Below are 24,814 nucleotides of genomic sequence, written 5' to 3' on the forward strand. Positions count from 1 at the left end.
TCGTCGCGCCTTTCACCGGCGAGTCGTACGACCACGACGAATGCCCCCGGAAGCACGCCGTCGACGACGCGACGGGGTGACCCATGAGTCGGGTCGCCCGTGAACCGGAGCGTGCTCGCGCTGTCGCCCGGGGGCGTACGGCGTGTTCGGGGAAGGAGGATCTGCCCATTCCCTTCCACATGGCCGCGGCCGTGTGCGGACCTCGGCTCCGGCACGTCGGCGTGGCGTGCTCGACACTCTGCAACCCGAGAGCGCGTCGCGGTAGTCCCGGACTTACGGTACCCAGATCGCGGGCGGGCGACGACACCAGTATGCGGACATTGTCAACCATTCTCCGAGCCGGACTCCTCAAAGTCGATCAAACCGCTCCGGGCGGCCAGGAAACCGGCCTGGAACCGGCTCTCCGCCCCGAGTCTCTCCATGATGTCCGCGATGTGCTTGCGCGCCGTGCGCAGCGACATGCCCGTGCGGCGGGCAATGGTCTCGTCCTTGAGACCCGCGGCGAGCAGCCGCACGATGGTCCGGTCGATGTCCTTGGCGACGGCTTCGAGTCCGTCGGCGGCGGCGTCGGAGAACGGCTCGGCCAGGGACCACGTCTGCTCGAAGACCTCGCACAGGTAGTGCACGAGGGACGGCTCGCGCACCACCACGGCGCCTGCGGAGTCCCCCTGTTCGGGCACGAAGGCGACCTTGCGGTCGAAGACGATGAGCCGGCCGAACAGCTGGTGGGCGGTGCGGTACTCGGCGCCGAGCGCCGACATCGTGGCGACGTACGCCTGGCTCGGGCCGTTGAAGCGGGCGGTGTGGTGGTAGAGGGTGCGCATGCGCACGCCGCGGGCGAGTAAGGCGGTGTCCCGGCCGAGTGCCTCCTGGAGGACCGCGGGGTCCCGCCGGCCGCCGGGCTGGCTGGTCAGGATCTCCTCGGTGCATTCGGCGGAGGCGCGGTTGAGGGCGGCGCGCACCTCCTCCACACGCGGCACGATCTCCACGTCGGCGGAGGCGTGGTTGAGGCTGTCCATGTAATGTCCGCGCAGATCGGAGAACTGTTCGCGGATACGGTGCAGTTCTGCCTGCTGGGTGCGGATCGAGGCTTCCAGGGGGCAGGTGGCGGCGACACCGACCAGGTCCGGGTCGACCGGCCGCAGCCGGGTGGGGTCCTCCGAGTCCGCCTTGAGCAGGCCCATGTCGGTCAGGGACAGCAGGGCAGCGTCTATCTCTTCCCGGTCGAAGCCCAGTTCACGTGCGGCGCGATCCGGCTCGAGGCGGTGATTGCGAGCCACCCAGCGGTAGAGGGCCACTTCCCGTTCGTTCGGCAGCACCGGCGGCTCGCTTGGGTATCCTTCGCCCACTATGCACACTTCTGATCCCTATTCGTCTTGCTGTCGGGCAACTTGGTGAGCACCATCGTCGGTGGTCATGGACCCACGGACACGACAAACTTGAGGCCCTGGAGATCAGCGAAACCACGCCGCCGACTCCCCAACACCGCGTTAGGAGTGCCTCGATGAGGACTGTCCGTTCCCGCCTCGCCATCGCCGCCCCACTGATCGCGGTCTTCGCGATCGGCCTCTGCGGAGTGCACGCCTCCTCCGCACCAGCGGGCTCCCCGACCTCCGTGACGGCCGCCCGGACCGACGACGACAGCGGCTGGGGCCGCTCGGCGGACGCCGCAGCGGCGGTCGCGAGCCCCGACGACAACGGCGACAGCGGCTGGGGCTGATCCCGCACACGGCCCGTGGCCGGCTTCCGCGCCCACGGTACGGCTGTGCAGCCGTGGACGCGCCGACGGGATGCCGACCGCACGCTGCTCGCACTCGAGCAAGGCCTCCACGAGTCAGTCCGCACCCTCACTTGTCGTCCACAAGATTTCTCATACCTTAACTCGGGCCGTGGACTTGCCGATTGATCCGGCCGGCCCGCGCTCGCTCCGGCGCGCCACCGCACCATAACCCCCCACGAAAGGCCCCCCGTGAGCCCCATCGCCGTCGAAGCCCTGGACACCCTCAGCGACCGCGAACGCCAAGTGCTCTCCTGCCTGGCCGAGGGATACACCTACCTCTCCATCGCCCGCAGGCTCAATCTGAGCCCGCACACCGTGGACACGTACCTGCGCAGGATCCGCGGGAAGACGGGAGTCAGCAACCGGGCGCACCTGATGATCCTCGCCCTCAAGATCTCCCGCAAAGCGGACCTCGACCCGTTGCCGAGGTGAGACGACGATGACGGACGGGTCCGGCCGGTTCAGGACCGGACCCGCGCCGGCGAAGGACGGCGCCGCCGGGACCCTCCGGCCGGGCTCGCCGTGGACGTCCGACGCCCTTGCGCCCGAGCGGGCTCCCCCCTTGCCATCGGTCACCGACCGCACCGTCGTCGAGGACCACACCGCCGCCGGCAGTACCCCCTTGCCCTGGTGGGTCCACCGCAGGCACCCGCCGAAAGCCGAGCCCCACGTCCGCGTCCCGCCGAGGCGCCGCCCAGACGAGTACGCGCTCCCCCGGACGGGGCCTCGGCCGGCGTCCGTCATCCGCACGGCGGCCGGTAGGGCGTCTCCGGGAGGTGCTCGTTCCACTGGCCGCGGGTGAGCACCGGCCGCGCGGTCCGGCAGACGCGGGCGGAGACCCGTTCGGGTTCGGGGTCCCACAGCCGTACCGTGCGGTCGTTGGAGGCAGTGGCCAGAGTGCGCCCGTCGGGGCTGAAGGCGACCGCGTTGACGTCTCCCGCATGGCCGGTGAGCGTCGCGAGTTCCTCCGGGACCCGCTGCCCCGGCGCCGTGCGCCACAGTCGCACGCTGTCGTCGTTGCCGGCGGTCGCCAGGGTTCGGCCGTCAGGGCTGAAGCCGACGGCGTGCAGGGGTTCGGCGTGGCCGGTGAGAACGGTGGACCGGCCTGTCGGACGGCCGTGGGCCAGGGGCCACAGCCGTGCCGTGCGGTCGTCGCCGGCGGAGGCCAGCAGCCGACCGTCGCGACGGAAGGCAAGGGACTTGACGACCCGGGTGTGCCCGCGAAGTCCGCCCAGGTTCTGCGGCACGGACGAGGCGACCGCCCACAACCGGATGGTGCCGTCGGTGTCCCCGCAGGCCAGGGTACGGCCGTCCGGTGCGAAGGCCAGGGACTGAGCGGCGCCCGGCAGGCGGGCTCCGGAACGCGGCCGGTGCGGATCGGTGATGTCCCACAGCCAGGCGCCCTCGTCGTCGGCGGTGACCACCGTACGGCCGTCAGGACTGACGGCGACCGCGTCGACCGCGCCGTGCGCCGGGAGGGTGGCCAGGAGACGGGGACGGCGCGGATCGGTCACGGACCACAGGCGGGCGGTGCCGTCCAGGCTCCCCGAGATCAGCGTCTCGCCGTCGGAGGTGAAGGCGAGCGTGTTGACCGCGGCGGTGTGGCCGGCCGGGGAGGACAACTCGCGGACGGCGCGGGGGTGCGCTGTCGACCACAGCCGGACGGTGCCGTCGTAGCTGGCCGACGCCAGCAGGCGGCCTCGGGGAGCGGCTGCCACCGCGTACACCGAACTGCTGTGGGCGGCAAGGGTGTCGGTGGCCAGGTCCCACAGTCGTACGGTGCCGTCCTGGCTTCCGGAGACCAGCGTGGAGCCGTCCGGGGCGAACGCCACGGAGGTCACCGCCCCGTTGTGCCCTGTCAGGTGCTCCGCCTGGTAGGGGCGGCCGGCACCGTGCAGGGTCCACAGGCGTACGCCCTCCACACCACCGGAGGCGAGGGTGTGGCCGTCGGGACTGAAGGCGAGGTGGTGGATCCTGTCCGTGTGACCGGTCAGGGTGACCGCCGGGAGGACGCCGCTGCGACCGGTCGCCCAGATGCGGATGGTGTGGTCCCGGCCGCCGGCCGCCAGGGTGCGGCCGTCCGGGCTGAACGCGACGGACGCCACGGCGTCACGGTGCCCCCGCAGGGCCGGCAACTGCCGCGGGCGCTGCGGACGGGTGGTGTCCCAGCGGTGCACGGTGCGGTCGGTGCTTCCGGCGGCCAGGGTACGGCCGTCCGGGCTGAAGGCGACGGAGGTCAGACGGCCGTTGCCCGTTGCGTGGCCTCGGGGCAGGCCGGTCACCGGACGCAGACCGTGGCGGCGGGACGAGGACCACAGACGCAGGACGCCGTCCTGTCCGGCGGTCGCCAGGGTACGGCCGTCCGCGCCGAAGGCCGCCGAGACGGCGACGGCGGTGCGCCGGGCCGACAGCCGCCGGGGATGCCGGGGGTCGGTGACGTCCCAGAGGCACAGCACGCCGCCCCGGTCCTCGTCCCCAGGACCTCCGGACCTGCCACTGGTGAGGAGAAGGCGGCCGTCCGGGCTGAAGGCCATGGCGCGGGTGGCCTCCGGGAGAGCGGGCTCCCCCGGGGCCGCGGCAACCGTGCCGACAGGGCTCGGGCGACGCGGGTCGGTGGCGTCCCACAGCCGCACTCCGCCGATGCGGCCGGTGGCCAGCAGCCGGCCGTCGGGGCTGAACAGCACAGGCGCATCGCCTCGGTGGCCCGCCACTTCGGTGGCGTAAGGGACGGAGAAGGAGCTGAGCAGGCTGCCGCGGGCCTCGACCGTGGGAGACAGCCGGTACGCGGCCAACGACAGTTGCAGTGCCAGGGCGGGGTCGGCCGACCGCAGCGCTCGCACCTGCTCGGCGACGCGCCGGGACGTGGCGATGTCGCGTTGCTGATCGGCTCTGTGCTGGGCTCGTACGGCGGCGATCGTCGCGACGGTCGTGAGGGTGAGCAGAAGACTGAGCAGGACCACGAGGTTGCGCATGCGCCGCATCCGTCGGCGGGTGGTGGCCCGCTCGGCGGCTTCGGCCGCCCGGCCGGCGATGAGGAACTCGCGTTCCAGCGGGGTGAGATCGTCCGGCTGTCCCGGAGCGGCGCAGTGCTGTTCGGCGATGGACAGGCGCAGTCCTCGGTAGAGGGACCCCGGGTCCCGGCCGAGTGCCTGCCAGGTGTGGGCGGCCTCGGTGAGGTGGCGCTGGGCGCGGATGCGGTCGCGGTCGTCGTCGATCCACGTCCGCAGTCGGGGCCAGGCGGTCAGGACGGCCTCGTGGGCGAGGTCGACGGTGTCCTGTTCGAGGGTGACGAGGCGGGCGCGCGCGAGGTGATCGAGGACGAGGTCGGCGTCGGCGGCCGGGCCGGGGCCCAGCGCGGTGACCTCTTCGCGGTCGGCAGGGCGGCGGGTGTCCTGGCTGCCCTGGCCAGGGGTGACCAGGCGGAGCAGGATACGGCGGGCGGCCTCGGCCTGGCCGGCAGTCAGCCGCCCGTAGAAGTCCTCCGCCGTCCGGGCGATCGCGCCGTGGATACCGCCGGCGGAGTCGTAGGCGGCCTCGGTCAGGACCCGGCCCGAGCGCCGCCGCCAGGTCTCCAGCAGGGCGTGGGACATCAAGGGCAGGCCGCCGGGTTCGTCGCAGACGTCACGGATGATGCGGGTGGTCAGGGAGCGCTCCACCACGAGTCCGCCCCGGGCGGCGGGTTTGACGATCGCCTCGCGCAGTTCCTCCGGGCTCATGGGGCCGACCAGCAGCGTGGCGTCCTGGGCGGCTCCGGTGAGTGACCGGTGCTGGGCGAGGTGACCGTAGAAGTCGGCGCGGACGGCGAGGACGACGCGCATGTCGCGGCCGGATCCGGCGGCGGCGCACAACAGGTCCAGGAAGTGCGCGCGCTCGACCCGGTCGGTGCACAGCGTGAAGACCTCCTCCAGCTGGTCCACCACCACCACCGTGCCCGCGGGAGCCGTGCCGGGATCGAGGACCTCGGCGTGCGTGCGCGCGGGATGCGGCCCGGGCGTGAGGATGCGGATCGCGCCGAGCGCGGCCGGACCGAGCCCGCCCCCGCGCAGCCGGGCGATCAAACCGGCGCGCAGGACGGAGGACTTGCCGCTGCCGGAGGGCCCGGTCACCACCACCAGGCGCTTGCGTCCCAGCAGTTCCACGAGCCGGTCGGCGAGCCGGTCCCGTCCGAAGAAGCGCTCGTGGTCATCGACCTCGAAACGGGCCAGGCCCAGGTAGGGCGACGCACTGCCGCTCTCGGCTTCTTCGGCCGCCTTCGCCGCTTCCGCGGCGGCTGCGTGCCAGCGCCGCTCCCACTCCTCGCGATCACCGCCGCACGCGCCGGCGTAGGCCAGGGTGACCGGGAGGGACGGCAGCCGGTCTCCGGCCGCAGCCTGTGCCAGTGTCGCGGCGGAGTAGTGGGCCTCGGCCGCCATCGCCCGGTAGGTGATGCCGCCGGCTTCCCGGCGCAGCTTCCGTAACTCGTGAGCGAAGCGCGCGACGGGCCCCTCGGAGGGATCCAGTGGTCGTTCACGACGCCCCATGACTCCCCGATCATCACGACGTTCTCCCCTACCGACGCTACCCACGGCCCGGCCGGACAGACGGCGCACGTCGGCCAATACCGGGCCGAAAGATTGTCCGGAGTGGTGAAAGGGGTCTGCCGGACAAAAGCCCGCCCGTCAAAACTCGTGTTCAGCGGCCCACGACGTCGAGGGCGGCCGAGCAGCCGGTGGGGTCATCCAGGATCTGCCGGCTCCGGTACGCCGGGCCCGACATCTCAGCGCATCGTCTCCGAGGAGGACTCATGTCCGTACGCAAGACCGTCTCCGTCGCCCTGGCCACCGCCGCGCTGGCCACGGGTCTGATCACCGCCGCCGGGCCGGCGTCGGCGAGGCCCGCCGGCGAGGCCGCCGAGTGCGGGGTCCGCTCCGACGGCAGGCTGTGGTGCGGCAATCGCGCCGGTGCCAAGGGGTACGAGCACCGCTCGTACAGCTCGGCGGTGCGGGGACCGCTGAACACGTCGTTCAGCTGGTTCGCGTGCTGGGGCCCCGGTGACCACCACGCCGGCGGCAACAACGTCTGGTACTGGACGCAGCTCGACAACGGCCAGTGGGGCAACGTGCCGGCGGTGGACGTGCACACGCCGGTCGATCCGGCCCCGGGTCTGCGCCAGTGCTGAGCCGGCCACCGGGCTCATGAGCGGGGCCGCCACCCTTGCGGGGGAGGCGGCCCCGAGGTTCGCCCGCCGGGGGGAGGTGCTGATCATCCGGTCGGAGCAGACCGGCGGGTCCCGGGTTCGCTCGTTCGGCCGCCGCCTCGTCGGCGTGGTGCTTCTCCTCGCCCTCGATCGGGCCGGGCCGGGCCGGTTCGGGTGGTTCCGCGCAGCACGCCGAGGCAGTCCGCAGCACCTCGTTCGCCCGCTCGAGCCGGACGTTCTCCTCGCGCGGGGCGGCGAGCCCGGCGCGTTCGCCGGTGGTCAGCCGATCATCGCGCTCGCCGGCGTCCGCTCCGGCCCGGCGGATCCGGTTGCGCAGGCTTCGGGGTGCCCTTCCCGGAGGAACGCGAGGACGGCGGTGATCACGCACACGGCGATGGCGCCGACGACTGTCGTGAACGCCTCAGGAACGGGGACGCGGACGCCGGACCGGTCGGCCCGCGGCAGACCGCATGCCGCGTCGCCGCGGGAACACGCTTCCGGGCCGTGACAGGCCCGCCGCCGCGTCCTCCCCGTTCGCCCCGAGGGCCCGGTTCACGCCATTTCCGGGGAAACGCCGCTCGCGACAGTGTGAGGCACGCCACGATGGCGAGCGAACTCCCGTTCGTATCGGTCAGTTGGTCAACCGGTCAGAAGGAGCGCTCGTGACACACGCCGTACCTCCCTTACCCGTGGTCGTCGAGAATCCGGTCGTCAAGTTCTCCAGCGCCCCGCAGCGCCCGCCCCTGCGGCATCTGGGCAGGCCCTCCCTGCGCACCTCGGTCTCCGGTGCCCGGCGGCGCGCCCGCGGTGAGGCGCCCCGCGTCCTGCTCGTCGTCCCCTCGTACACGCGGGTCGTGGAACCCTCCCCCGAGCGCAGCAGCTTCCGGGCACTCGGCCTGGACACCTTCGAGGTCATGAAACGCGCAGGCACCCCGATCGGGCTTCTGCGCATCGCGGCCAACGCCCGCCTCGCCGGCTTCGACGTCCGCATCGTCGACTCGCCCTTCGCCGGCTGGGAGCAGGAACGCCGGCTCGTCGACCTCGGCGGCGGCAGCAGCCTGGTCCGCTACGGCCTCGACGACTCGCAACTGCGCGCCATCATCGAGGAGTTCGAGCCGGACGTCGTCGGCGTCCAGTGCATCTACACGGTCCAGTGGGGCAACGCGCGCGCCCTGGCCGATCTGGTCAAGGACATCGACCCGGCGATCGTGACGGTCACGGGCGGCGCCCATCCCAGCGGAGACTGGCAGTACGCCGTACCGGACTCCCCCTTCGACCACGTCGTCATCAACGAGGCCGACCAGACCTTCACCGCGCTGCTGCAGGCGCTGACCGAGGAGGGCGGCGACATCGACGCGGTGCCCGGCGTCGCCTACCGGCGGGCCGACCTCGCCGTGGTGCGGACCACCGCCAAGTCGCCGTACATGCGCATCCTGCCGAAGCGGCAGGGGCTGGACCAGCGGCTCGGCATGATGCCGCTGCCCGACTTCGGGATGCTGGACATGCGCCAGTACGAGCAGGCGTACCACTCGTCGGGGAAGCGGGTGCGCGACCACGGCTCCTGGGCGCAGATCTTCTCGACCATCGGCTGCAACGTGGGCTGCGACTTCTGCTACATCCCGATGGTGAACGGCCCCTGGCGGGCGCTCGGCACCGACTGGTTCGACCTGCACCTCGCCGAGATCACCAAGCAGGGTGTGACCGAGGTGCTCATCGAGGACGACCACCTGCTGCACGACCCGCTGTACGCGATGCGCGTCTTCGAACTGCTGCGCAAGCACGACCTGCCGTGGGTGGAGGAGGGCGGCCTGAGCCTGTTCAACCTCGTCCTGCTGCACCTGGGCGAGGAGTTCGCGAACGGCATGGACGACGCCGAGCGGCGCAACCCCAACTTCCGCAACGTCCTCTCCGCGATGCGTTCCGGACTGACCTGCCGCGACCTGATCAGGGCGATGGCCGACGGCGGCTGCTACAGCGTCTACCTCGCCGTGGAGAGCGCCAACGAGGACAGCCTCGAACAGTCCGGCAAGCCCCGTCTCAACGCCTTCCAGAAGGCCACCGGCGAGATCGTGGAGATGTTCACGGAGTACGGCATCCAGGTCACCGGCGGTTTCATGCTCGGCTTCGTCAACCCGCCCGAGCGGCCCGGGGGCGAACCGTACGTCGAGTCGCTGGAGCAGATCGAGAAGACCGTCGACTACGCGGTCACGCTCATGGGCCACGGGATGGCGTACGCCAACCCCTTCATCGTCACCCCGCTGCCGGGCACCAGGATGTGGGACTTCCAGAAGGACTACGTCGTGCGCCACTACGACAACGGCTGGTCGCACGAGAAGGCGACCATGGCGACGGACAGGTGGAGCGCGGAGGACATCGAGCGCATGCGGCTGGAGCTGCTGGTGCGCGCCAACGGCGCCGACAAGGTGACCGAAATGGTCCGCCGCGGGACCTGGCCCGTGGACGCCTGACGGGTCCGCGGCACGGTCGCGACCGGCTCAGCCCCGGCGGCGCGCCGCGCGCAGCGCGTCCGCCGAGGCGAGCATGGCACCACCGGTGATCAGCACGCAGGCCGCGGCGACGGGCCAGCTCGCGTCGGCCCGTCCCGCCGCGATCAGCAGGGCGGTGGACAGCAGCGGGGCGAAGTACGACAGGGTGCCCAGGAGCCGGATGTCGCCGTGCTTGGTGCCGTGGTCCCAGAGGTAGAACGCGCCGCCGACCGGCCCGAGGCCCAGCGCGAGCACCGCGAGCCACTGACCGCCGTCGGGCCGGACCGTGTCCTCGAACAGCAGATGGCAGACGGCCGCGAGCACCGCGGTGGCCAGGCAGAAGAACGCCACCATGTCCGTCGGGACCTTCGGATAGCGCCGGTTGGCCACCGAGTACGCCGACCACACCACCGCGCAGACGGCGGCTGCCCCGTACCCGAGCAGGTACTCCCCGCGGAACTGGACGCCCTGCCCGCCGGTGACCAGCAGGAAGGTGCCGCCGAGGCCGAGCACCGCGCCCGCCGCGTGCCACCAGCGCAGCCGTTCTCCCGGCAGCAGCGCGGAGAACACGACGATCAGCAGCGGCCACAGGTAGGCGATGAGGCCGGCGTCGACCGCGGGGGCGTTGCGCAGGGCCACGAAGTAGAAGAAGTGGTAGCCGAACAGGCCGCCGACGCCGAGCGCCCAGGCCCCGCGGGGCACCCCGCGGACGAGCGCCCCGCCGCCGCGCAGCGCCCGGGGCAGTCCGAGGACACCGCCCACCGCGAACGCCGTCGCGGTGAGCTGGAACGGCGGGATCCGCCCGGTCAGCGTGGTGAACAGCGCCAGCGACGCCCACAGCAGCACGGCCCCGGCGCCGATCGCGGTCGCCCTGAGCCGGCGCGCCGGACGCGTCGCGGCGTCGTGCTCCTCCCCCGGCGCCGCGGTGCCCGTCGGCACGTCCCGAGCGTCCACATGCCCTCCAACCCACCGCCGGCGTATGACGGTCCGTCAACCCGCGACCACACAGGGGCATCGTAGGGAGGCGCGTCGCGTGGACCCGCGCTTTCCGGTCAGCGCGCAGGACCGGCTCAGCGCGCGGAATCAACCGGGGAGGGACGGCGTCGCCCCGGCCGCCGGTCCTCGCCGGTGCCGGGCGGGCCGACCGCCCCGGGCAACGAGCCGACCGCCCCGGGCGACAGGCCGGAGGCAACCGCCGCCGTGTACACATGACTGACAAGAAGCTGTCACACACAGACCGGAATGGGAGTTCGGCCGGCACCGGTTCTCCCTCACATGACTGTTGGAGTAGCACTCGACGCGTCCGACGCGCCGAACCAGGTAGACGCCACGGTCCGTCTGGCCCGTGAGGCCGCGGCCGCCGGCCTGCGGTCGGCCTGGTTCGGCCAGACCTTCGGCGCGGACTCACCCCAGCTCGCGGCGATCGTCGGGCGCGAGGTGCCCGGACTGCAGGTGGGCACCTCCGCGATCCCCGTCTTCGGCCGCCACCCCCTGCTCGTCTCCAGCCAGGCCCAGACCGCCCAGGCCGCGACGCACGGCCGCTACCACCTCGGCCTGGCCCTGGGCACGAAACTCCTCACGGAGGCCGGCTTCGGCCTGCCCTTCGAACGCCCCGTCGCCCGCCTGCGTGAATTCCTCACCGCGCTGCGCCAGCTGACCGAGACCGGCACGGCCGACTTCCACGGCGAACTGCTCACCGCCGCCACCCCGCTCCCGGCGCGCGTACCGGGCGCCGAGAACGGCGTCCCTCTGCTGGTCGCCGCGATGGGGCCGCAGGCGCTGCGGGTCAGCGGTGAGCTGGCGGACGGGATCCTGCCCTACCTGGCGGGGCCGCGCGCCCTGGCCGAACACATCGTCCCCGCCCTGACCGCCGCGGCCGAGGCCGCCGGCCGCCCCTCGCCCCGGGTCGTGGCCCTCGTGCCGGGCGTGGTCACGGACGACGTGGAGTCGGTGCGGGCGAAGGCCACCGAGAGCCTCGCGTTCTACGAACAGATCCCGTCCTACGCGCGGGTCATCGAGCTCTCCGGCGCCAGACGGGCCGCCGACCTGGCCGTGATCGGCGACGAGAAGGCCGTCGAGGCCGAGCTGCGGCGTTACCGCGACGCCGGCGCCACCGAGGTCGTGTTCTCGAACACCCAGATCGCCGGAGAAGCGGACCGCCGACGCACCTGGGCGCTCCTCGGCGCCCTGGCCCGCTGAGCACGGCGGAGCCGGGCCGCCGGCCCGATGGACGACCTGCACCCCTGTGCGAGGCCGGGCCTCGCCTGACGAAGGAGAACGTATGACCACCGAGGCGACCGCGACGGACCTCCAGGCCTTCACCGAGGACTGGCTGAAGTGGTACCGCGCCCAGGAGGCCCGGATCGCCGACCCGCACGGGTTCCTGGCGATCACCGGCCTGCACTGGCTCGACGACCGGCCGCAGCGCTTCCCCGACGCGCCCGGTGCGTGGCACACCGGCCCCGACGGGATCGTCGTGACCCTCGACGAGGGGGAGGAACTCGTCGTCGACGGAACGCCGGTACGGGGCGAACACCGCTTCGGCGTCCTTCCCGAACGCGGCGGCGTCGACGCGGTCTGGGGAGACGCCGTCATCGAGGTCGCCAAGCGCGGCGGCAACGACATCGTGCGCCCCCGGCACCCGGACGCGCCGCTGCGCACGGCCTTCACCGGGACACCCGCCTACGCCCCCGACCCGCGCTGGGCCGTGACGGGCCGGTTCGTCCCCTTCGACGAGCCGCGGCCGACCACCGTGGGCGCCGCGGTCGAGGGCCTCGAGCACGTGTACGACGCGCCGGGCCGGATCGAGTTCGAGCTGGACGGGCGCCGGCTGTCCCTGACCGCGTTCCCCGGGCAGGGTGAGGGCCGGCTGATGGTGCTCTTCACCGACGCGACCTCCGGGGTCACCACCTACGCCGCCAACCGGGCCCTGACGCTCGGACCGCCCACCGCGGACGGCACGGTCGTGCTGGACTTCAACCGCGCCGCGAACCTGCCGTGCGCCTACACGGACCTGGCCACCTGCCCGCTGCCGCCGGCCGAGAACCGGCTGCCGGTGGCGATCGAGGCGGGCCAGAAGATCCCCCGCGAGCGCGGCGGGTCCTGAGCCGGGCCGCCGGCCGGCCGAAGGAACGGCGGCCGGCCGGCGGCGCGTGCCCCGCCCGGCCCGGTCCCGGGGAGCGCCTCCGGCCGGCGGCCCGGACGCCGGTGCACGGACGCGCCCGGAGGACGGCGGGATGGGCACCCACCCGGCGGCCGAGACGGCCCGGCGTCCCCAACAGGGCCTCCCCGGTGCGGCATTGACGTACGACAAGTTCGCTCCGTACGATCACGAACGGCATTGAGTGTCAGCGTCAAGCCCTGGCTGGCTGACCGGCAACCCTCCCGCGCGGTGGGGTGCTCCAGGTGAAAGCCCGGCGGGATCACCGACGATCCCCGCAAGCGCGTGGCCCCTCCGGCGGGGCCGGAGATGGGGAGGACCGGCATGCGTCGTCACCGTGATGACCTCAGTGCCTCCTTCGCCGTCGCCACGGTGTTCTCCCGGCTCGCGCGCAGGCGCCACATCGACCTGAAGCGCTCGACCAGCTGCCTCTGTCAGGCCTGACGGGTCCTTCCCCGCTGGTCGGCGTCCGGCACCGGTCGTCGCCGCACCGTCTCCGTCCGATCCCGCCCTCTGCCGGATCCCCCGTTTCCCCCGAGTCTTGTCCGCACAGCGCTCCCCCGCCACCGGCACCGCGCCGACCGGGACCGCACGCCCGTGCGCGCCCGCGCCTCGTACGGCACCCCCGTGCCCGGTGACCCGAGTAGGAGAACCCCTCCGTGACAACACTTCCGGTTTTCAGATCCCCCCGACGGGCGGCGCTGGCCGCCCTTCTCACCGCCGGTGTGCTGCTGACCGCCTGCGGATCCGGTTCCGACGGCTCCGGCAGCGGCAGCAGTGGCAGCGGAAAGCCGAAGTCCGGCGGCACTCTGACCTTCGCGGTGGGTTCGGACGCCGGCTGCGTGGATCCGCAGCAGGTCGGCAGCAACGACACCATCTACTCGGTGCGCCAGATCGTGGACTCCCTGACCGACCAGGACCCCAGAACCGGAAAGATCGTGCCGTGGCTGGCGAAGAGCTGGGACATCAGCTCCGACACGACTACGTTCACCTTCCACCTGAGGCCGGGGGTCACCTTCAGCGACGGCTCCGAGCTGACCGCGCAGGTGGTCAAGGACAACTTCGACGCGGTGCCGAAGCTCGGCGCCCTGGGGACCCTGGCCCAGGGCTACCTGAGCGGCGTCAGGAGCACCACCGTGGTCGACCCGCTCACCGTCAAGGTCACCTTCAAGGAGCCCAACGCCCAGTTCCTGCAAGCCACGTCGACACACTCGCTGGGGATCGAGTCGTCGGCGAGCGTGAGGAAGACCCCGCAGCAGAAGTGCAGCGACGGCGTGATCGGCTCCGGTCCCTTCGTGCTGAAGCAGTACGTGCAGAACCGGTCGATCACCCTGGCCAGGCGCACCGGCTACGCCTGGGGTTCCTCGCGGTGGACCAAGAAGGGCGAGGCGTACCTGGACGAGCTGGTGTTCAAGGTCGTACCGGAAGCGGGGGTGCGGGCCGGCAGTCTCCAGTCCGGCCAGGTGGACGCGATCAGCAGCGTCGGCAAGGCCGACGAGGCGACGCTGGAGGGCGGCCAGGCCGCCCTCCAGCGGCGGGCCAACCCGGGCGTGGTGTTCGGTCTCGGGCTCAACAACGCGCGGCCGGTCCTGAGGGACGCGCGGGTGCGCCGGGCGATCCTGCTCGCCGTCGACCGGCAGCAGATCGCCGACGCCGTGTTCCCCACCGGCACCCGGGCGGCGACCAGCGTCCTGGCCCACACCACGCCCGACTACACCAGCCTCGCCTCGGACCTGCCCTTCGACGCGGCCGGGGCGAGGTCCCTGCTGGACCGGGCCGGCTGGAAGACAGGCGGCGACGGCATCCGCGCCAAGGACGGCAAGAAGCTCACCCTGACCATCAACTGGGTCCCCAACGCGGCGACCAACCAGCCCGCGCTGGAGCTGATCCAGCAGCAGCTCAAGGCCGTCGGCATCGGAGTGACCCTCAAGCAGCTCCAGCTCACCCAGCTGACGCCGACCCTGCAGTCGGGCGACTACGACGCGGCCTGGGGGAACATCACCCGCGCCGACCCGGACATCCTGCGCAGCTCCTTCTCCACCGAGCTGGCCAACTTCTACCGCATCCCGGCGGGCGACCTGGACACGGCCCTGACCGCGCAGGCCGCGACCACGGACGCGGCCGAGCGCGAACGACTGGTCCACCGGGCGCAGCAGTCGATCGTGCGCAACGCCCACTACGTGCCGGTGGTGGAGCTCCAGACCCAGCTGGGCGTGGCGAAGAAGGTGCACGACCTGGACTTCGACGCCTCCAGCAGGCTCCAGCTGCACGACACCTGGATCGGCTGACGCATGCGCCGCTACGTCGTCACACGCCTGGCGCAGGCGGTCGGAGTGCTGTGGGCCGCCTACACGGTCTCGTTCCTGGTGCTGGTCTTCCTGCCGGGTGACCCGGTCACCGCGATGGCCGGTGCCGGAATGGACTCGGGGCAGATCGATCCGGAGCGGACAGCGGCCCTGCGGCACGAGTACGGCTTCGACAAGCCGGTACTGGTGCAGTACGCCGATCACCTCGGCCGGGCGGTGCGCGGGGACTTCGGCGACGCGGTCACCACCGGCCGGCCGGTCACCTCGACGCTGGCCGACGCGCTGCCGCAGACCCTCCGGCTGACCGGCGCGGCCCTGCTGCTCGCGGTGGTCCTCGGCGGCGGTCTCGCGGTACTGGCCACGTACACCTCCCGGCGGTGGCTGCGGCAGTTCCTGCTGTCGCTGCCCCCGCTGGGGGTGTCCGTCCCGACGTTCTGGGTGGGGCTGCTGCTCGTCGAGACGTTCTCCTTCCGGCTGCACTGGTTCCCGGCGTTCGGCGACGACGGACCGAAGGGGCTGGTGCTGCCGGCCCTGACGCTGGCGGTGCCGACCGGCGCGCAGGTCGCCCAGGTGCTCGCCAAGAGCCTGCTCACCGCGCTGGACCAGGCGTACGTGGAGACCGCCCGGGCCAAGGGCGCCGGGCGGTGGCGGGTCCATCTGCGGCACGCGCTGCGCAACGCGTCCCTGCCGGCGCTGACGGTGGTCGGCCTGCTGGTGGGGCAGCTGATCGCCGGTTCGGTGGTCGTCGAGACGGTGTTCTCCCGCGACGGTCTCGGCCGGGTGACCGCGGCGGCGGTCACGGCCCAGGACATTCCCGTGGTCCAGGGGGTGGTGGTGTTCGGGGCGCTGATCTTCGTGGCGACGAACCTGGTCGTCGACCTGGTCTATCCACTCCTCGACCCGCGGCTCGTGGCGGCCTCGGGCGGAAGGGCGGGCTTCGCATGAGCCAGAGCCTTGTCGACGACGTCGACGACCCGGCCGAGGCCGCCCTCGGCCTCGCCCGGCCGCTCGGCACGAGGACCGGCGCGGCCGGAACCGGTCCCGGAGCGGGGCGCCGGGTCGACGTACGGCGGCTGCTGCGGTTCCTGCTGCGCCGCCCCGGTCTGCTGCTGTCGGTCGTCGTCCTCGTGCTGGTGGTGCTGGCCTCGTTCCGGCCGGGCCTGTTCACCTCGCGGGATCCGCTGAAGGGCGTACCGTCGCAGAACTTCCGCGGCCCGAGCGGCGCGCACTGGTTCGGCACGGACGAGTTGGGCCGCGACGTGTTCTCCCGCGTGGTCCACGGCGCCCAGCTGTCCCTGAAGGCCACGCTGATCGCCGTCCTGGTCGCGTTCGTGGTCGGCGGTCTGCTCGGTGTGGTCGCCGGGTTCGTGGGCCGCTGGGTGGACGACGTGCTGATGCGCCTCGTGGACGTCCTCCTGTCCATCCCCGCGCTGTTCCTGTCCCTGGCCCTCGTCACCGCGCTCGGCTACGGGACGGTGAAGGTGGCGGTCGCGGTCGGCATCGCCAGTGTCGCCTCGTTCGCCCGGGTGGCGCGCGCCGAGGTGCTCCGGGTGCGTCAGGCGGTGTTCGTCGAGGCGTCGCGCTCGTGCGGGGCCCGCTGGTACGCGGTCCTCGGCCGGCATGTACTGCCCAATGCCGCGGGTCCGGTGATCGTCCTGGCCACCCTCGACTTCGGCGCCTCCATCCTGGCCGTGTCGGCGCTGAGCTTCCTCGGTTACGGGGCGCCGCCGCCGGCCCCGGAATGGGGCACGCTGATCTCCGCCGGCCGCAACTACCTCGCCCACGCCTGGTGGCTGACCGCGCTGCCCGGGCTGGCGATCGCCGCGACCGTGCTGGCCACCAACCGCATCGCACGGGCACTGGACGGCGAATGGTCCCGGCAGCGATGACCGACGAACACGAGAACGGTGAGGACGTGACCACACCACTGCTGGAGATACGCGGCCTGTCCGTGTCGTACCGCACCCGGGGCGGCACGGTCGAGGCCGTCCGGGGCGTGGACCTCGACGTGTGGCCGGGGCAGGTGACCGCGGTGGTCGGCGAGTCCGGCTCCGGCAAGAGCACCACCGCGCATGCCGTCACCCGGCTCCTGCCGGGCAACGGCCGTATCGACGCGGGCACGGTCCGCTTCGGCCGGCGCGACCTGGCCACGCTGTCGGAGGCGGAGCTGCGCACCGTGCGCGGAGCGCGGATCGGACTGGTCCCGCAGGACCCGACCGTGTCGCTCAACCCGGTCGGACGAATCGGCGACCAGGTGGCCGAGGTGCTGCGCGTCCACGGACTGGCGACCCGCCGCTCGGCCCCCGCCGACGCGATCGCCGTCCTGGAGCGGGCCGGGATGCCCGACCCGGCCACCCGCGCACGGCAGTACCCGCACGAACTCTCCGGCGGAATGCGGCAACGCGCCCTGATCGCCATCGCCATCGCCGCGCAGCCCGAGCTGATCATCGCCGACGAGCCGACCAGCGCGCTCGACGTCACCGTGCAGCGGGTCATCCTCGACCGTCTCCAGCGCCTCACCGAGGAGTCGGGGACCGCGGTGCTGCTCGTGACCCACGACCTCGGGGTCGCCGCCGACCGGTCCCAGCGCCTGGTCGTCATGTCGCAGGGCAAGGTCGTCGAGGCGGGCCCGACCCGCGACGTCCTCGCCGATCCCCAGGACGAGTACACCCGGCACCTGCTGGCCAGCGCTCCGAGCCTGACCACCGCCCGCCCCCGCAGGGCCGTCCCGGCACCGGGGCCGGACACCGCGCCTCTGGTCGAAGTACGCAACCTGGTCAAGGAGTTCACGCTGCCCCGCACCGGGGACGGACCCCGGACCCTGCGCGCGGTCGACGACGTCAGCTTCACCCTCCACCGCGGCCGGACCCTCGCCCTGGTCGGCGAGTCGGGCTCGGGCAAGTCCACCACCGCCCGCCTGGTGCTCCGCCTCGCCGACGCGACCGCCGGACACGTCCTGTTCGACGGCACCGACGTCACCACCGGGCGGGGCGCCCGGGTCAGGGAGCTGCGCCGCCGCGCCCAGCTCGTCTACCAGAACCCGTACGCCTCGCTCGACCCGCGCTTCTCCATAGCCGAGGTGATCACCGAACCGCTGCGCGCCTTCAAGGTGGGCGACCGCGCGTCCCGGCTGGCCCGGGCCCGTGAGCTGCTCGACCGGGTGGCGCTTCCGGCCGCCACGCTGGAGCGCCGGCCGGCGGAGCTGTCCGGCGGGCAGCGCCAGCGGGTGGCGATCGCCCGCGCCCTCGCCCTCTCCCCCGATCTGGTGGTGTGCGACGAGCCGGTCTCGGCGCTCGACGTGTCCGTGCAGGCCCAAGTACTGGATCTGCTGGCCGAGTTGCAGGCCGACACGGGGGTGGCGTACCTGTTCATCTCCCACGACCTGGCCGTCGTACGGCAGATCGCGCACCGGGTCGCCGTGATGCGGGCCGGCCGGATCGTCGAGACGGGGCCGCCGGAGGAGCTGTTCACCCGCCCCCGCCACGCGTACACCCGCGAACTGCTCGCGGCGATCCCCGGCGGTCGCGTCCCCGCCGCCGGGACCACCACGAGCTGAGGACCTGCGTCACGCGGGCACTCCCACGATCACCGGGGCGGACCAGCCGCTGCCGGCGCGGCGATGCGGCGGGCCGCGCCGGAGCGATCGCGTACGGCAGGCCGGTGGGGGCGCCCGGGCGTCAGCTCGACCGGAAGGAGTGGCCCCGCCGCCGCCATTCCCGCGCGAGCAGTTCGTAGGAGCGGACCCGGTCCGCGTGGTCGTGGGTGATCGTCGTGATGAGCAACTCGTCCGCGTCGGTGGCTTCCCGGAGTTGCTCCAGCCGGTCCGCGACCCGGCCCGGTGAGCCCACGAACTGCGTGTCGACGCGGTCCCGGACCAGTTCCCTGTCCTCCTCGGTCCACTCGTGGGCGCGTGCCTCCTCGGGCGTCGGGAACGCGATGGCGCCCTCGGCGGTGCGGATGCTGCGCACCCACGCGCCGTAGCCGGTGGCCAGTTCACGGGCCGTGGCGTCGTCCTCGGCGACGACCACGTCCGCGGAGACGCTGACGTACGGCTCGTCGAGGAAGGCGGAGGGCTGGAAGAAGGAACGGTAGCCGTCCACCGCTTCCAGGACGGTCGCGGGGCTGACGTGGTAGTTCGCGGCGAAGCGCAGGCCCCGGGCCCCCGCCGCCTCGGCGCTCGGGCCGCCGCTGCTGCCCAGGATCCACACCTCGACGTCGGCTCCCTCGCCGGGCACCGCGTGCGCCTCCACGCCCTCCGGGGAGCGGTAGGTGCCGGCCAGCAGCGCGAGGATGTCGTCGATCTGTTCGCCGTAGTCCTGGGATTCCGCGTGGGGCAGCAGGAGCAGTTTGCGCTGGAGCGCGACGTGGGGCGAGTCCAGGAGCCGCTCGAAGGAGAAGCGGGGCGGGATGGGCAGGCCGTTCGGGGCGCGGCCGTCGACGACCGGGGTCGCCGCCGGCGGGGCCGCCTTCTCCCCCGGCGGGCGGCCGCCCGAGCGGCCCAGGCCCAGGTCGAGGCGGCCGGGGTGCAGGGCGTCGATCAGGCCGAACTCCTCGACCGTGGACAGCGCGGTCCGGTGGCCGAGCTGTACGGCTCCGGACCCGAGGCGGATGGTGGAGGTCGCCGCGGCGGTCAGGGCCAGCAGGACCGCGGGGGACGTACCGGCCACACCGGGGTTGAGGTGGTGCTCGGCGAACCAGTAGCGGGCGTAGCCGAGGCGTTCGGCCCGCCGGGCGAGGTCGATGGAGTGGCGCAGGGCGTCCGCGGCCGTCGAGCCGGAGGAGATCGGGACCAGGTCCAGGACGCCGAGGGGGATGTCAGACACGTGCCGGCTCCTCGGTGGTCGGTGGTGCCGGGAGCACGGGCCCCCAGGCGAAGGGCGGGTCGGGGATCTCGTGCCGCAGGACGGAGGCGACCTCGGACTGGAACAGTTCGAGGGAGGCACGGTGCTGGGCGTCCGTCAGCCCGCCCGCGTCCGCGTGCAGGTGCAGCACCGTGTGCCCGAACCGCTCGTGGTAGCGGTGCACTTTCTCGATGATCTGCTGCGGGCTGCCGATCAGGGCGGAACTGCGGTCGACGAAGTCCTCCAGGGTCTCGAACACCACCGGCAGACCGGACTGCTTCTGGAACGCCAGGTTCGCCTCGAAGACCGGCCGGTACGCCCTGAGCGCCTCCTGGGAGGTGCGGGTCACGAGCAGTCCGGCCGTGCCGGCGCCGACCGCGATGTCGGCCGGGTCGTGCCCGTAGTGCTCCCAGCGCTCGCGGTAGTGGCGGATCAGCTCGGCGTACGGCTCGATCGGGTGGGTGACGTTCGCCGAGAACACCGGGTCGCCGTAGCGGGCCGCCAGGTCCACCGACTCCTTGCTGGTGGCGCTGCCGTGCCAGACCCGGACGGGCTGCTGCAGCGGCCGCGGCCACACCTCGGCGTCCTTCAGCTCGGGCCGGAAGCGGGTCTTCGCGGTGACCTTGTCCTGCCGCCAGAGCTGCCGGAACACCTCGTAGCTCTCGGCGTTGCGGGCCCACTGGTCCTCGGGCGTGACGTGGAACAGCTCGCGCTGGGCGGCGCCGTTGCCCTTGCCGATGATCAGGTCCAGGCGCCCGCCGGACAGGTGGTCGAGGGTGGCGTAGTCCTCGTAGGCGCGCACCGGGTCGAGGAGGCTGAGCGTCGTCACCGCGGTGAAGAGGCGGATGCGCTCGGTCAGCGCGGCGATGTGGCTGAGGACGACGGTCGGCGAGGAGGAGAGGAACGGCCGCTCGTGCCGCTCCCCCACGCCGAAGCCGTCGAAGCCCAGCTCCTCGGCGAGCAGCGCGTTGTCGAGGACCTCGCGGAACCGGTCGTGGGTCGGCTTCTGCACGCCGGTGACCGGATCCGGGCGGTGCACGATCAGGGTGATGGCGAGGAACTTCACGACGCCACCCGCCGCTCTCCCCGTACGCCGTCCGTGGGGGCCGCCCCGCTCGAACGCGGCCGGGAGCGGGGAAGGGCGAGACCCAGGTGGTGGCGCAGGGTCGGACCCTCGTACTCGGTGCGGAACACGCCCTGTTCCTGCAGCAGCGGGACCACCTTGTCGGCGAAGACGTCGAGTCCGCTCGGGGTGATGTGCGGGACGAGGATGAAGCCGTCCGCGGCGTCGGCCTGGACGAAGTCGTTGATGGCCTTGGCGACGGTGGCCGGGGAGCCGACGAAGTTCTGCCGGTTGCCGGTGTGGATGACCAGGTCGCGGATGGACCAGTTGTGGGCGGCGGCCAGTTCGCGCCATTCCCGGGCGGTGGCCAGCGGGTCCCGGTACATGCGGACCTGGGCCCGGCCCTGGGAGATGTGGTGGTCGCCGATGTCCGGGTCGATGTCGGGGAGCGGTCCTTCCGGGTCGTACGCGGAGAGGTCCCGGTTCCAGACGAACTCCAGGTGCTTGAGGGCCGTGGCCCCGCTGACCTGCTGCCTTCGCACCTCGTGGGCCAGTTCCTCGGCCTCGGCGTCGGTGTCGCTGAGCACGAAGGTCGCGGCGGGCAGGATCAGCAGCTGGTCGTGGCGGCGGCCGTACTTCGCCAGACGGGACTTGACGTCGGTGTAGAAGGCGCGGCCCTCGTCGAACCGGGCGTGCCGGCTGAAGATCGCGTCGGCAGCGGAGGCGGCGAACTCGCGGCCCTCGTCGGAGTCGCCGGCCTGGAAGACGACCGGTCGGCCCTGCGGGGAGCGCGGGACGTTGAACCGGCCGTGGATGTCGAAGTGCTGCCCCCGGTGGGCGAAGGCGCCCGCCGTCGCGTCGCGCAGGAAGGTGCCGGTGGCCTGGTCGGCGACGATCTCGTCGCCGTGCCAGGAGTCGAAGAGCTCGTTCGCCGCGGCGAGGAACTCCTTGGCGCGGGAGTAGCGCTCCTCCTGGGGGAGGAAGCCGCCGCGGCGGAAGTTCTCGCCGGTGAAGGCGTCCCAGGAGGTGACGACGTTCCAGGCGGAGCGGCCGCCGGAGAGGTGGTCGAGGCTGGCGAACTGGCGGGCGACCTCGTAGGGCTCGTTGAAGGTGGAGTTGATGGTGCCGGCCAGGCCGAGGTGCTCGGTGACCGCGGCGAGCGCGGCCAGGACGGTGAAGGTGTCGGGGCGGCCGACGACGTCCAGGTCGTAGATCTTCCCGCCTTGTTCGCGCAGCCTGAGTCCCTCGGCGAGGAAGAGGAAGTCGAACTTGGCGCGTTCGGCGGTCCGCGCGAAGTGCACGAAGGAGCTGAACTCGATGTGGCTGCCGGCCTTCGGGTCGCTCCACACGGTGGTGTTGTTGACGCCGGGGAAGTGGGCGGCCAGGTGGATCTGCTTCAGCGGCTTGCTCATGTCGTACGGTCCCTCCGGCTCAGACGGTCGCTGCGATGGGGGTCCCCCCGGGCTCGGGCGAAGCCGGTGGGTCGGGGGTGTAGCGGTTGGCGGGGCGGGGCAGGCCCAGCAGTCCGCGCAGGGTGTCGGCCTCGTAGGCGCGGCGGAAGACGCCCCGGTTCTGGAGTTCGGGGACCAGGCCCCGCGTGACGGCCGGGAGGTCGTGGCCGAGGACGGCGGGGCGCAGGCGGAAGCCGCTCAGTCCGGCCTCCTGCAACTCCTGGAGCAGATCGGCGAGTTGTGCGGGTGTGCCGGTGAAGACGCGCGCATCGCCGGTGTACGGCGAACCGGCCAGGGCGTCGAGGCGCTCCCGGCGGGCCGCGGCTTCGGCGGGGTCGTCGTCCAGGAAGACCACCAGGTCGCCGAAGACGTGCAGGGGCTCGTCGGCGCGTCCCGCCGCCTCCTGCTCGGCGCGCACCTCGGCGACGATCGCGCGGGCCTGGTCGGAGTCGTGCGGGGTGACGTAGCCGACATCGGCCGCGCGGGCCACCAGCCGGTAGGGCACGGTCTGGTGGGCGAGAGCGGTGACGAGCGGCTGGCCCTGCGGCGGGCGCGGGGTGATGGAGGGGCCCCTGACGCTGAAGTGCCTGCCCTCGAAGTCGATGTGGTGCAGCTTGTCGCGGTCGACGAAGCGGCCGGTGGTGACGTCCCTGATCTCCGCGTCGTCCTCCCAGCTGTCCCAGAGGCGGCGCACGACCTCCACGTAGTCGGCGGCCTCGTCGAAGAGATCGGTCATCGCCTCCTGGGCGGCCGGGCTGTCGTAGTCCTCGATACGCGCGATGGTGCGGCGGCCGAAGTGCGCGGCCTCGTTCGGACGGGCGGTGATCTGCACCCGCACTCCCGCGCGGCCGGTGCTGACGTAGTCGAGGGTGGCGATCGCCTTGGAGAGGTGGAACGGCTCCGTGTGGGTGACCACCGCGGTCGGGACCAGGCCTATGTGCCGGGTCAGCGGGGCGACGCGGGAGGCGATGAGGACGGCGTCGAGACGGCCGCGTACCTGGTCGGTGCGCTCGTCCGGGTCCAGGAAGTGGGAGGACTGCGGGCCGAGGCCGTCCTCGACGGTCACGAAGTCGAGCAGGCCGCGCTCGGCCTCGGCGACCAGGTCGGCCCAGTATCCGGCGGTGAACAACTCCCGGGGGCGGGCCACCGGTTCGCGCCAGGAGGCCGGGTGCCAGCCGGTGCCGTCCAGGGCGACGGCCAGGTGCAGCGGAGAAGAAGGTACTGGGGACACGAGGGGGTGCCTTCCTGGAGATCCGTGAACGAGATCGCCGGCCCTCGCACGGGGGTGGGCACGGCGGTGAGCGGGCACAGCGGGACGGGGGTCCCCCGGCCGAGGGCTGAGGAAGGTTCAGGGACGACAGAGTGCGCCGGCGACGCGCTGCAGGTCGATGTGCGGCCGGGAGTGGAGGCGGACGACCCGGCGCGGGTTCAGGGCAGGGTGGTGGGACGTCTGTCGCACGTGCCGCACCTCCGTCCGCCCTGCCGTAGTGCGCATGTCGTCGTGAGTCACAACAGCCCGGCTTCGCGGTCTGTTCCCGGCGTGCGCAGCCGAAGGACCGTGGCCGGGCGGCGCAGGGCGGAGCCGATCGGCTCGTGCGGGCGGATCGCGCGCGGGCGGGCGGCGGCGACGTGCGGGAAGGGGGTGTCACCGCGTTCACGGGCGCCCGCGGCAGGCGTACGCACCAGCGGGGTGGCCGGGGGGACCCGGACCGCCTCGTCGGGAGGGCGCGTGCTCGGACCGGACAGGGCTTCGTCGCCACGGACGTCGATCGGATGGGCCACGGAGGCGGAGTCCTCGGGGTCGGCAGGGCCGGAGACCGTCTGTCGCGTCACCGGACGTGTTCGGGCCGCGGGCCGGTGCACCGGCTCCGCTGCGATGACCTTGCGGTGGACGCGGGCGCCGTCTCCGTGGTGGTCATGGGTTTCCCCTCTCCGTTCTGCCGTACAGGAAGGACGCGCGAAGGAGCCGTCTCGCACGGGACGGGTGAGGACGGCGTCAGCAGCGTCGACACGCGGAGGCGCCGGCGCGCGCCGGATCCACGGACGACCTGCGGTACAGCGCTGAGGGATTCACCTCACCATGTGTAGCAGGAGGTTGAGGGATGAATCGTTGCAGCTGCATGAAATTCCGCCGCGGCCGGTCACGGCCACGCGCCGGACGACGTCGCGACGACGGTGCCGAACACCTCCGGCAGGGGCCGCCGGGTGCGCGCCGACTGATTATGATCTTGGTCATGTCTGTGCAGAACTTCGACAAGACCCTTTCCCGCAAGCAGAGGCTCCAGGAGAAGCAGCGCCGCCAGTTGGCGGTGGTCGACACCGTGGACAAGACCGAGGCGAAAGTCCGCAAGGCGGAGGTCGAGCTGGCCGTGGCCGTCGCCGAGGCGGTCCAGGTGTTCGGCGACGAGCAGTCCGCTTCCGAGGGGCTCGACATGCCGATCGAGACGATCCGCCGCTTCCTCGGCATGGCGCAGGACGAAGCGGCCGGCGCCGGCGATGCCGCCGACGCGTCCTGAGCCCGGTCCGCCGCGGGTCGGCCACAGGAACCGGG

General features: G+C 72.7%; 20 protein-coding genes and 1 riboswitch. Of the genes, 11 read left to right on the top strand and 9 right to left on the bottom strand.

What is annotated here, in order from left to right; translation table 11 throughout:
* Positions 1-323: 323 nt before the first annotated feature.
* The gene (locus ACIF8T_RS32320; protein ID WP_400039951.1) at positions 324-1,319 is read right to left on the bottom strand and encodes a LuxR C-terminal-related transcriptional regulator; all 996 of its coding nucleotides are present in this window, start codon (positions 1,317-1,319) and stop codon (positions 324-326) included.
* 185 nt (positions 1,320-1,504) lie between these two features.
* Here ACIF8T_RS32320 and ACIF8T_RS32325 point away from each other — a divergent pair, with 185 nt between their 5' ends.
* Complete coding sequence (locus ACIF8T_RS32325; protein ID WP_400039953.1) at positions 1,505-1,720, top strand: hypothetical protein; 216 nt, start codon at positions 1,505-1,507, stop codon at positions 1,718-1,720.
* Positions 1,721-1,969: 249 nt separating this feature from the next.
* A complete protein-coding gene (locus ACIF8T_RS32330; RefSeq protein WP_400039954.1) occupies positions 1,970-2,212 on the top strand; it encodes a helix-turn-helix transcriptional regulator in 243 nt (80 codons plus the stop codon).
* Positions 2,213-2,520: 308 nt separating this feature from the next.
* On the opposite strand, the gene ACIF8T_RS32335 is transcribed toward ACIF8T_RS32330, so the two are convergent.
* Positions 2,521-6,300 carry an XRE family transcriptional regulator gene (locus ACIF8T_RS32335; protein WP_400039955.1) on the bottom strand — a complete coding sequence of 1,260 codons (3,780 nt, stop codon included), beginning with the start codon at positions 6,298-6,300 and terminating at the stop codon, positions 2,521-2,523.
* 263 nt (positions 6,301-6,563) lie between these two features.
* On the opposite strand from ACIF8T_RS32335, the gene ACIF8T_RS32340 reads away from it, so the two are divergent.
* A complete protein-coding gene (locus ACIF8T_RS32340; RefSeq protein ID WP_400039957.1) occupies positions 6,564-6,938 on the top strand; it encodes a hypothetical protein in 375 nt (124 codons plus the stop codon).
* 680 nt (positions 6,939-7,618) lie between these two features.
* Positions 7,619-9,424: a B12-binding domain-containing radical SAM protein gene (locus tag ACIF8T_RS32345; RefSeq protein WP_400039959.1), complete on the top strand. Its 1,806-nt coding sequence runs from the start codon at positions 7,619-7,621 to the stop codon at positions 9,422-9,424.
* Between the two features lie 27 nt (positions 9,425-9,451).
* Here the strand turns inward: ACIF8T_RS32345 and ACIF8T_RS32350 are convergent, their stop codons facing one another.
* Entirely contained in the window at positions 9,452-10,381 is a 930-nt protein-coding gene (locus tag ACIF8T_RS32350; RefSeq protein WP_400039961.1) for a DMT family transporter, read from the bottom strand.
* A gap of 336 nt (positions 10,382-10,717) precedes the next feature.
* Between ACIF8T_RS32350 and ACIF8T_RS32355 the strand changes: the two genes are divergently transcribed.
* From ACIF8T_RS32355 to ACIF8T_RS32380, 6 genes are all read left to right on the top strand, one after another.
* The gene (locus ACIF8T_RS32355) at positions 10,718-11,641 is read left to right on the top strand and encodes an LLM class F420-dependent oxidoreductase (RefSeq protein WP_400039963.1); all 924 of its coding nucleotides are present in this window, start codon (positions 10,718-10,720) and stop codon (positions 11,639-11,641) included.
* Positions 11,642-11,723: 82 nt separating this feature from the next.
* On the top strand, positions 11,724-12,548 hold the full coding sequence (locus ACIF8T_RS32360; protein WP_400039964.1) for a DUF1684 domain-containing protein: 825 nt from the start codon (positions 11,724-11,726) through the stop codon (positions 12,546-12,548).
* Positions 12,549-12,778: 230 nt separating this feature from the next.
* Positions 12,779-12,892, top strand: a riboswitch (SAM riboswitch).
* A 369-nt stretch (positions 12,893-13,261) separates the two neighbouring features.
* Positions 13,262-14,890 carry an ABC transporter substrate-binding protein gene (locus tag ACIF8T_RS32365; RefSeq protein WP_400039965.1) on the top strand — a complete coding sequence of 543 codons (1,629 nt, stop codon included), beginning with the start codon at positions 13,262-13,264 and terminating at the stop codon, positions 14,888-14,890.
* 3 nt (positions 14,891-14,893) lie between these two features.
* Complete coding sequence (locus tag ACIF8T_RS32370; protein WP_400039966.1) at positions 14,894-15,853, top strand: ABC transporter permease; 960 nt, start codon at positions 14,894-14,896, stop codon at positions 15,851-15,853.
* Positions 15,850-16,797, top strand: coding sequence for an ABC transporter permease (locus ACIF8T_RS32375; protein WP_400039968.1), 948 nt, complete (start codon positions 15,850-15,852; stop codon positions 16,795-16,797). The genes ACIF8T_RS32370 and ACIF8T_RS32375 overlap by 4 nt, the downstream gene beginning before the upstream one ends.
* Positions 16,794-18,464 carry a dipeptide ABC transporter ATP-binding protein gene (locus ACIF8T_RS32380; RefSeq protein WP_400039969.1) on the top strand — a complete coding sequence of 557 codons (1,671 nt, stop codon included), beginning with the start codon at positions 16,794-16,796 and terminating at the stop codon, positions 18,462-18,464. The genes ACIF8T_RS32375 and ACIF8T_RS32380 overlap by 4 nt, the downstream gene beginning before the upstream one ends.
* Positions 18,465-18,585: 121 nt before the next feature.
* Here ACIF8T_RS32380 and ACIF8T_RS32385 read toward each other — a convergent pair whose 3' ends face one another.
* From ACIF8T_RS32385 to ACIF8T_RS32410, 6 genes are all read right to left on the bottom strand, one after another.
* Complete coding sequence (locus tag ACIF8T_RS32385) at positions 18,586-19,731, bottom strand: LLM class flavin-dependent oxidoreductase (RefSeq protein ID WP_400039970.1); 1,146 nt, start codon at positions 19,729-19,731, stop codon at positions 18,586-18,588.
* Positions 19,724-20,815, bottom strand: a complete 1,092-nt coding sequence (locus ACIF8T_RS32390) for an LLM class flavin-dependent oxidoreductase (protein WP_400039972.1) — start codon at positions 20,813-20,815, stop codon at positions 19,724-19,726. Before ACIF8T_RS32390 ends, ACIF8T_RS32385 begins: the two co-directional genes overlap by 8 nt.
* Positions 20,812-22,224, bottom strand: coding sequence for an NtaA/DmoA family FMN-dependent monooxygenase (locus ACIF8T_RS32395; protein ID WP_400039974.1), 1,413 nt, complete (start codon positions 22,222-22,224; stop codon positions 20,812-20,814). Before ACIF8T_RS32395 ends, ACIF8T_RS32390 begins: the two co-directional genes overlap by 4 nt.
* A 19-nt stretch (positions 22,225-22,243) precedes the next feature.
* Entirely contained in the window at positions 22,244-23,494 is a 1,251-nt protein-coding gene (locus tag ACIF8T_RS32400; protein ID WP_400039976.1) for an LLM class flavin-dependent oxidoreductase, read from the bottom strand.
* Between the two features lie 117 nt (positions 23,495-23,611).
* Positions 23,612-23,758: a putative leader peptide gene (locus tag ACIF8T_RS32405; protein WP_400039978.1), complete on the bottom strand. Its 147-nt coding sequence runs from the start codon at positions 23,756-23,758 to the stop codon at positions 23,612-23,614.
* An 11-nt stretch (positions 23,759-23,769) separates the two neighbouring features.
* Entirely contained in the window at positions 23,770-24,045 is a 276-nt protein-coding gene (locus ACIF8T_RS32410) for a hypothetical protein (RefSeq protein ID WP_400039979.1), read from the bottom strand.
* A 452-nt stretch (positions 24,046-24,497) separates the two neighbouring features.
* Between ACIF8T_RS32410 and ACIF8T_RS32415 the strand changes: the two genes are divergently transcribed.
* Positions 24,498-24,779, top strand: coding sequence for a hypothetical protein (locus tag ACIF8T_RS32415; protein WP_400039980.1), 282 nt, complete (start codon positions 24,498-24,500; stop codon positions 24,777-24,779).
* Positions 24,780-24,814: the final 35 nt, after the last annotated feature.

The sequence above is a fragment of the Streptomyces sp. NPDC085946 genome, from assembly GCF_044540485.1.
Classification (GTDB): Bacteria; Actinomycetota; Actinomycetes; order Streptomycetales; family Streptomycetaceae; genus Streptomyces.

Coding starts and splice junctions, on each gene's coding strand:
- ACIF8T_RS32325 (WP_400039953.1), top strand. CDS start 1,505: ATGAGGACTGTCCGTTCCCGCCTCGCCATCGCCGCCCCACTGATCGCG.
- ACIF8T_RS32335 (WP_400039955.1), bottom strand. CDS start 6,300: ATGGGGCGTCGTGAACGACCACTGGATCCCTCCGAGGGGCCCGTCGCG.
- ACIF8T_RS32340 (WP_400039957.1), top strand. CDS start 6,564: ATGTCCGTACGCAAGACCGTCTCCGTCGCCCTGGCCACCGCCGCGCTG.
- ACIF8T_RS32355 (WP_400039963.1), top strand. CDS start 10,718: ATGACTGTTGGAGTAGCACTCGACGCGTCCGACGCGCCGAACCAGGTA.
- ACIF8T_RS32360 (WP_400039964.1), top strand. CDS start 11,724: ATGACCACCGAGGCGACCGCGACGGACCTCCAGGCCTTCACCGAGGAC.
- ACIF8T_RS32370 (WP_400039966.1), top strand. CDS start 14,894: ATGCGCCGCTACGTCGTCACACGCCTGGCGCAGGCGGTCGGAGTGCTG.
- ACIF8T_RS32375 (WP_400039968.1), top strand. CDS start 15,850: ATGAGCCAGAGCCTTGTCGACGACGTCGACGACCCGGCCGAGGCCGCC.
- ACIF8T_RS32380 (WP_400039969.1), top strand. CDS start 16,794: ATGACCGACGAACACGAGAACGGTGAGGACGTGACCACACCACTGCTG.
- ACIF8T_RS32395 (WP_400039974.1), bottom strand. CDS start 22,224: ATGAGCAAGCCGCTGAAGCAGATCCACCTGGCCGCCCACTTCCCCGGC.
- ACIF8T_RS32405 (WP_400039978.1), bottom strand. CDS start 23,758: ATGCGCACTACGGCAGGGCGGACGGAGGTGCGGCACGTGCGACAGACG.
- ACIF8T_RS32415 (WP_400039980.1), top strand. CDS start 24,498: ATGTCTGTGCAGAACTTCGACAAGACCCTTTCCCGCAAGCAGAGGCTC.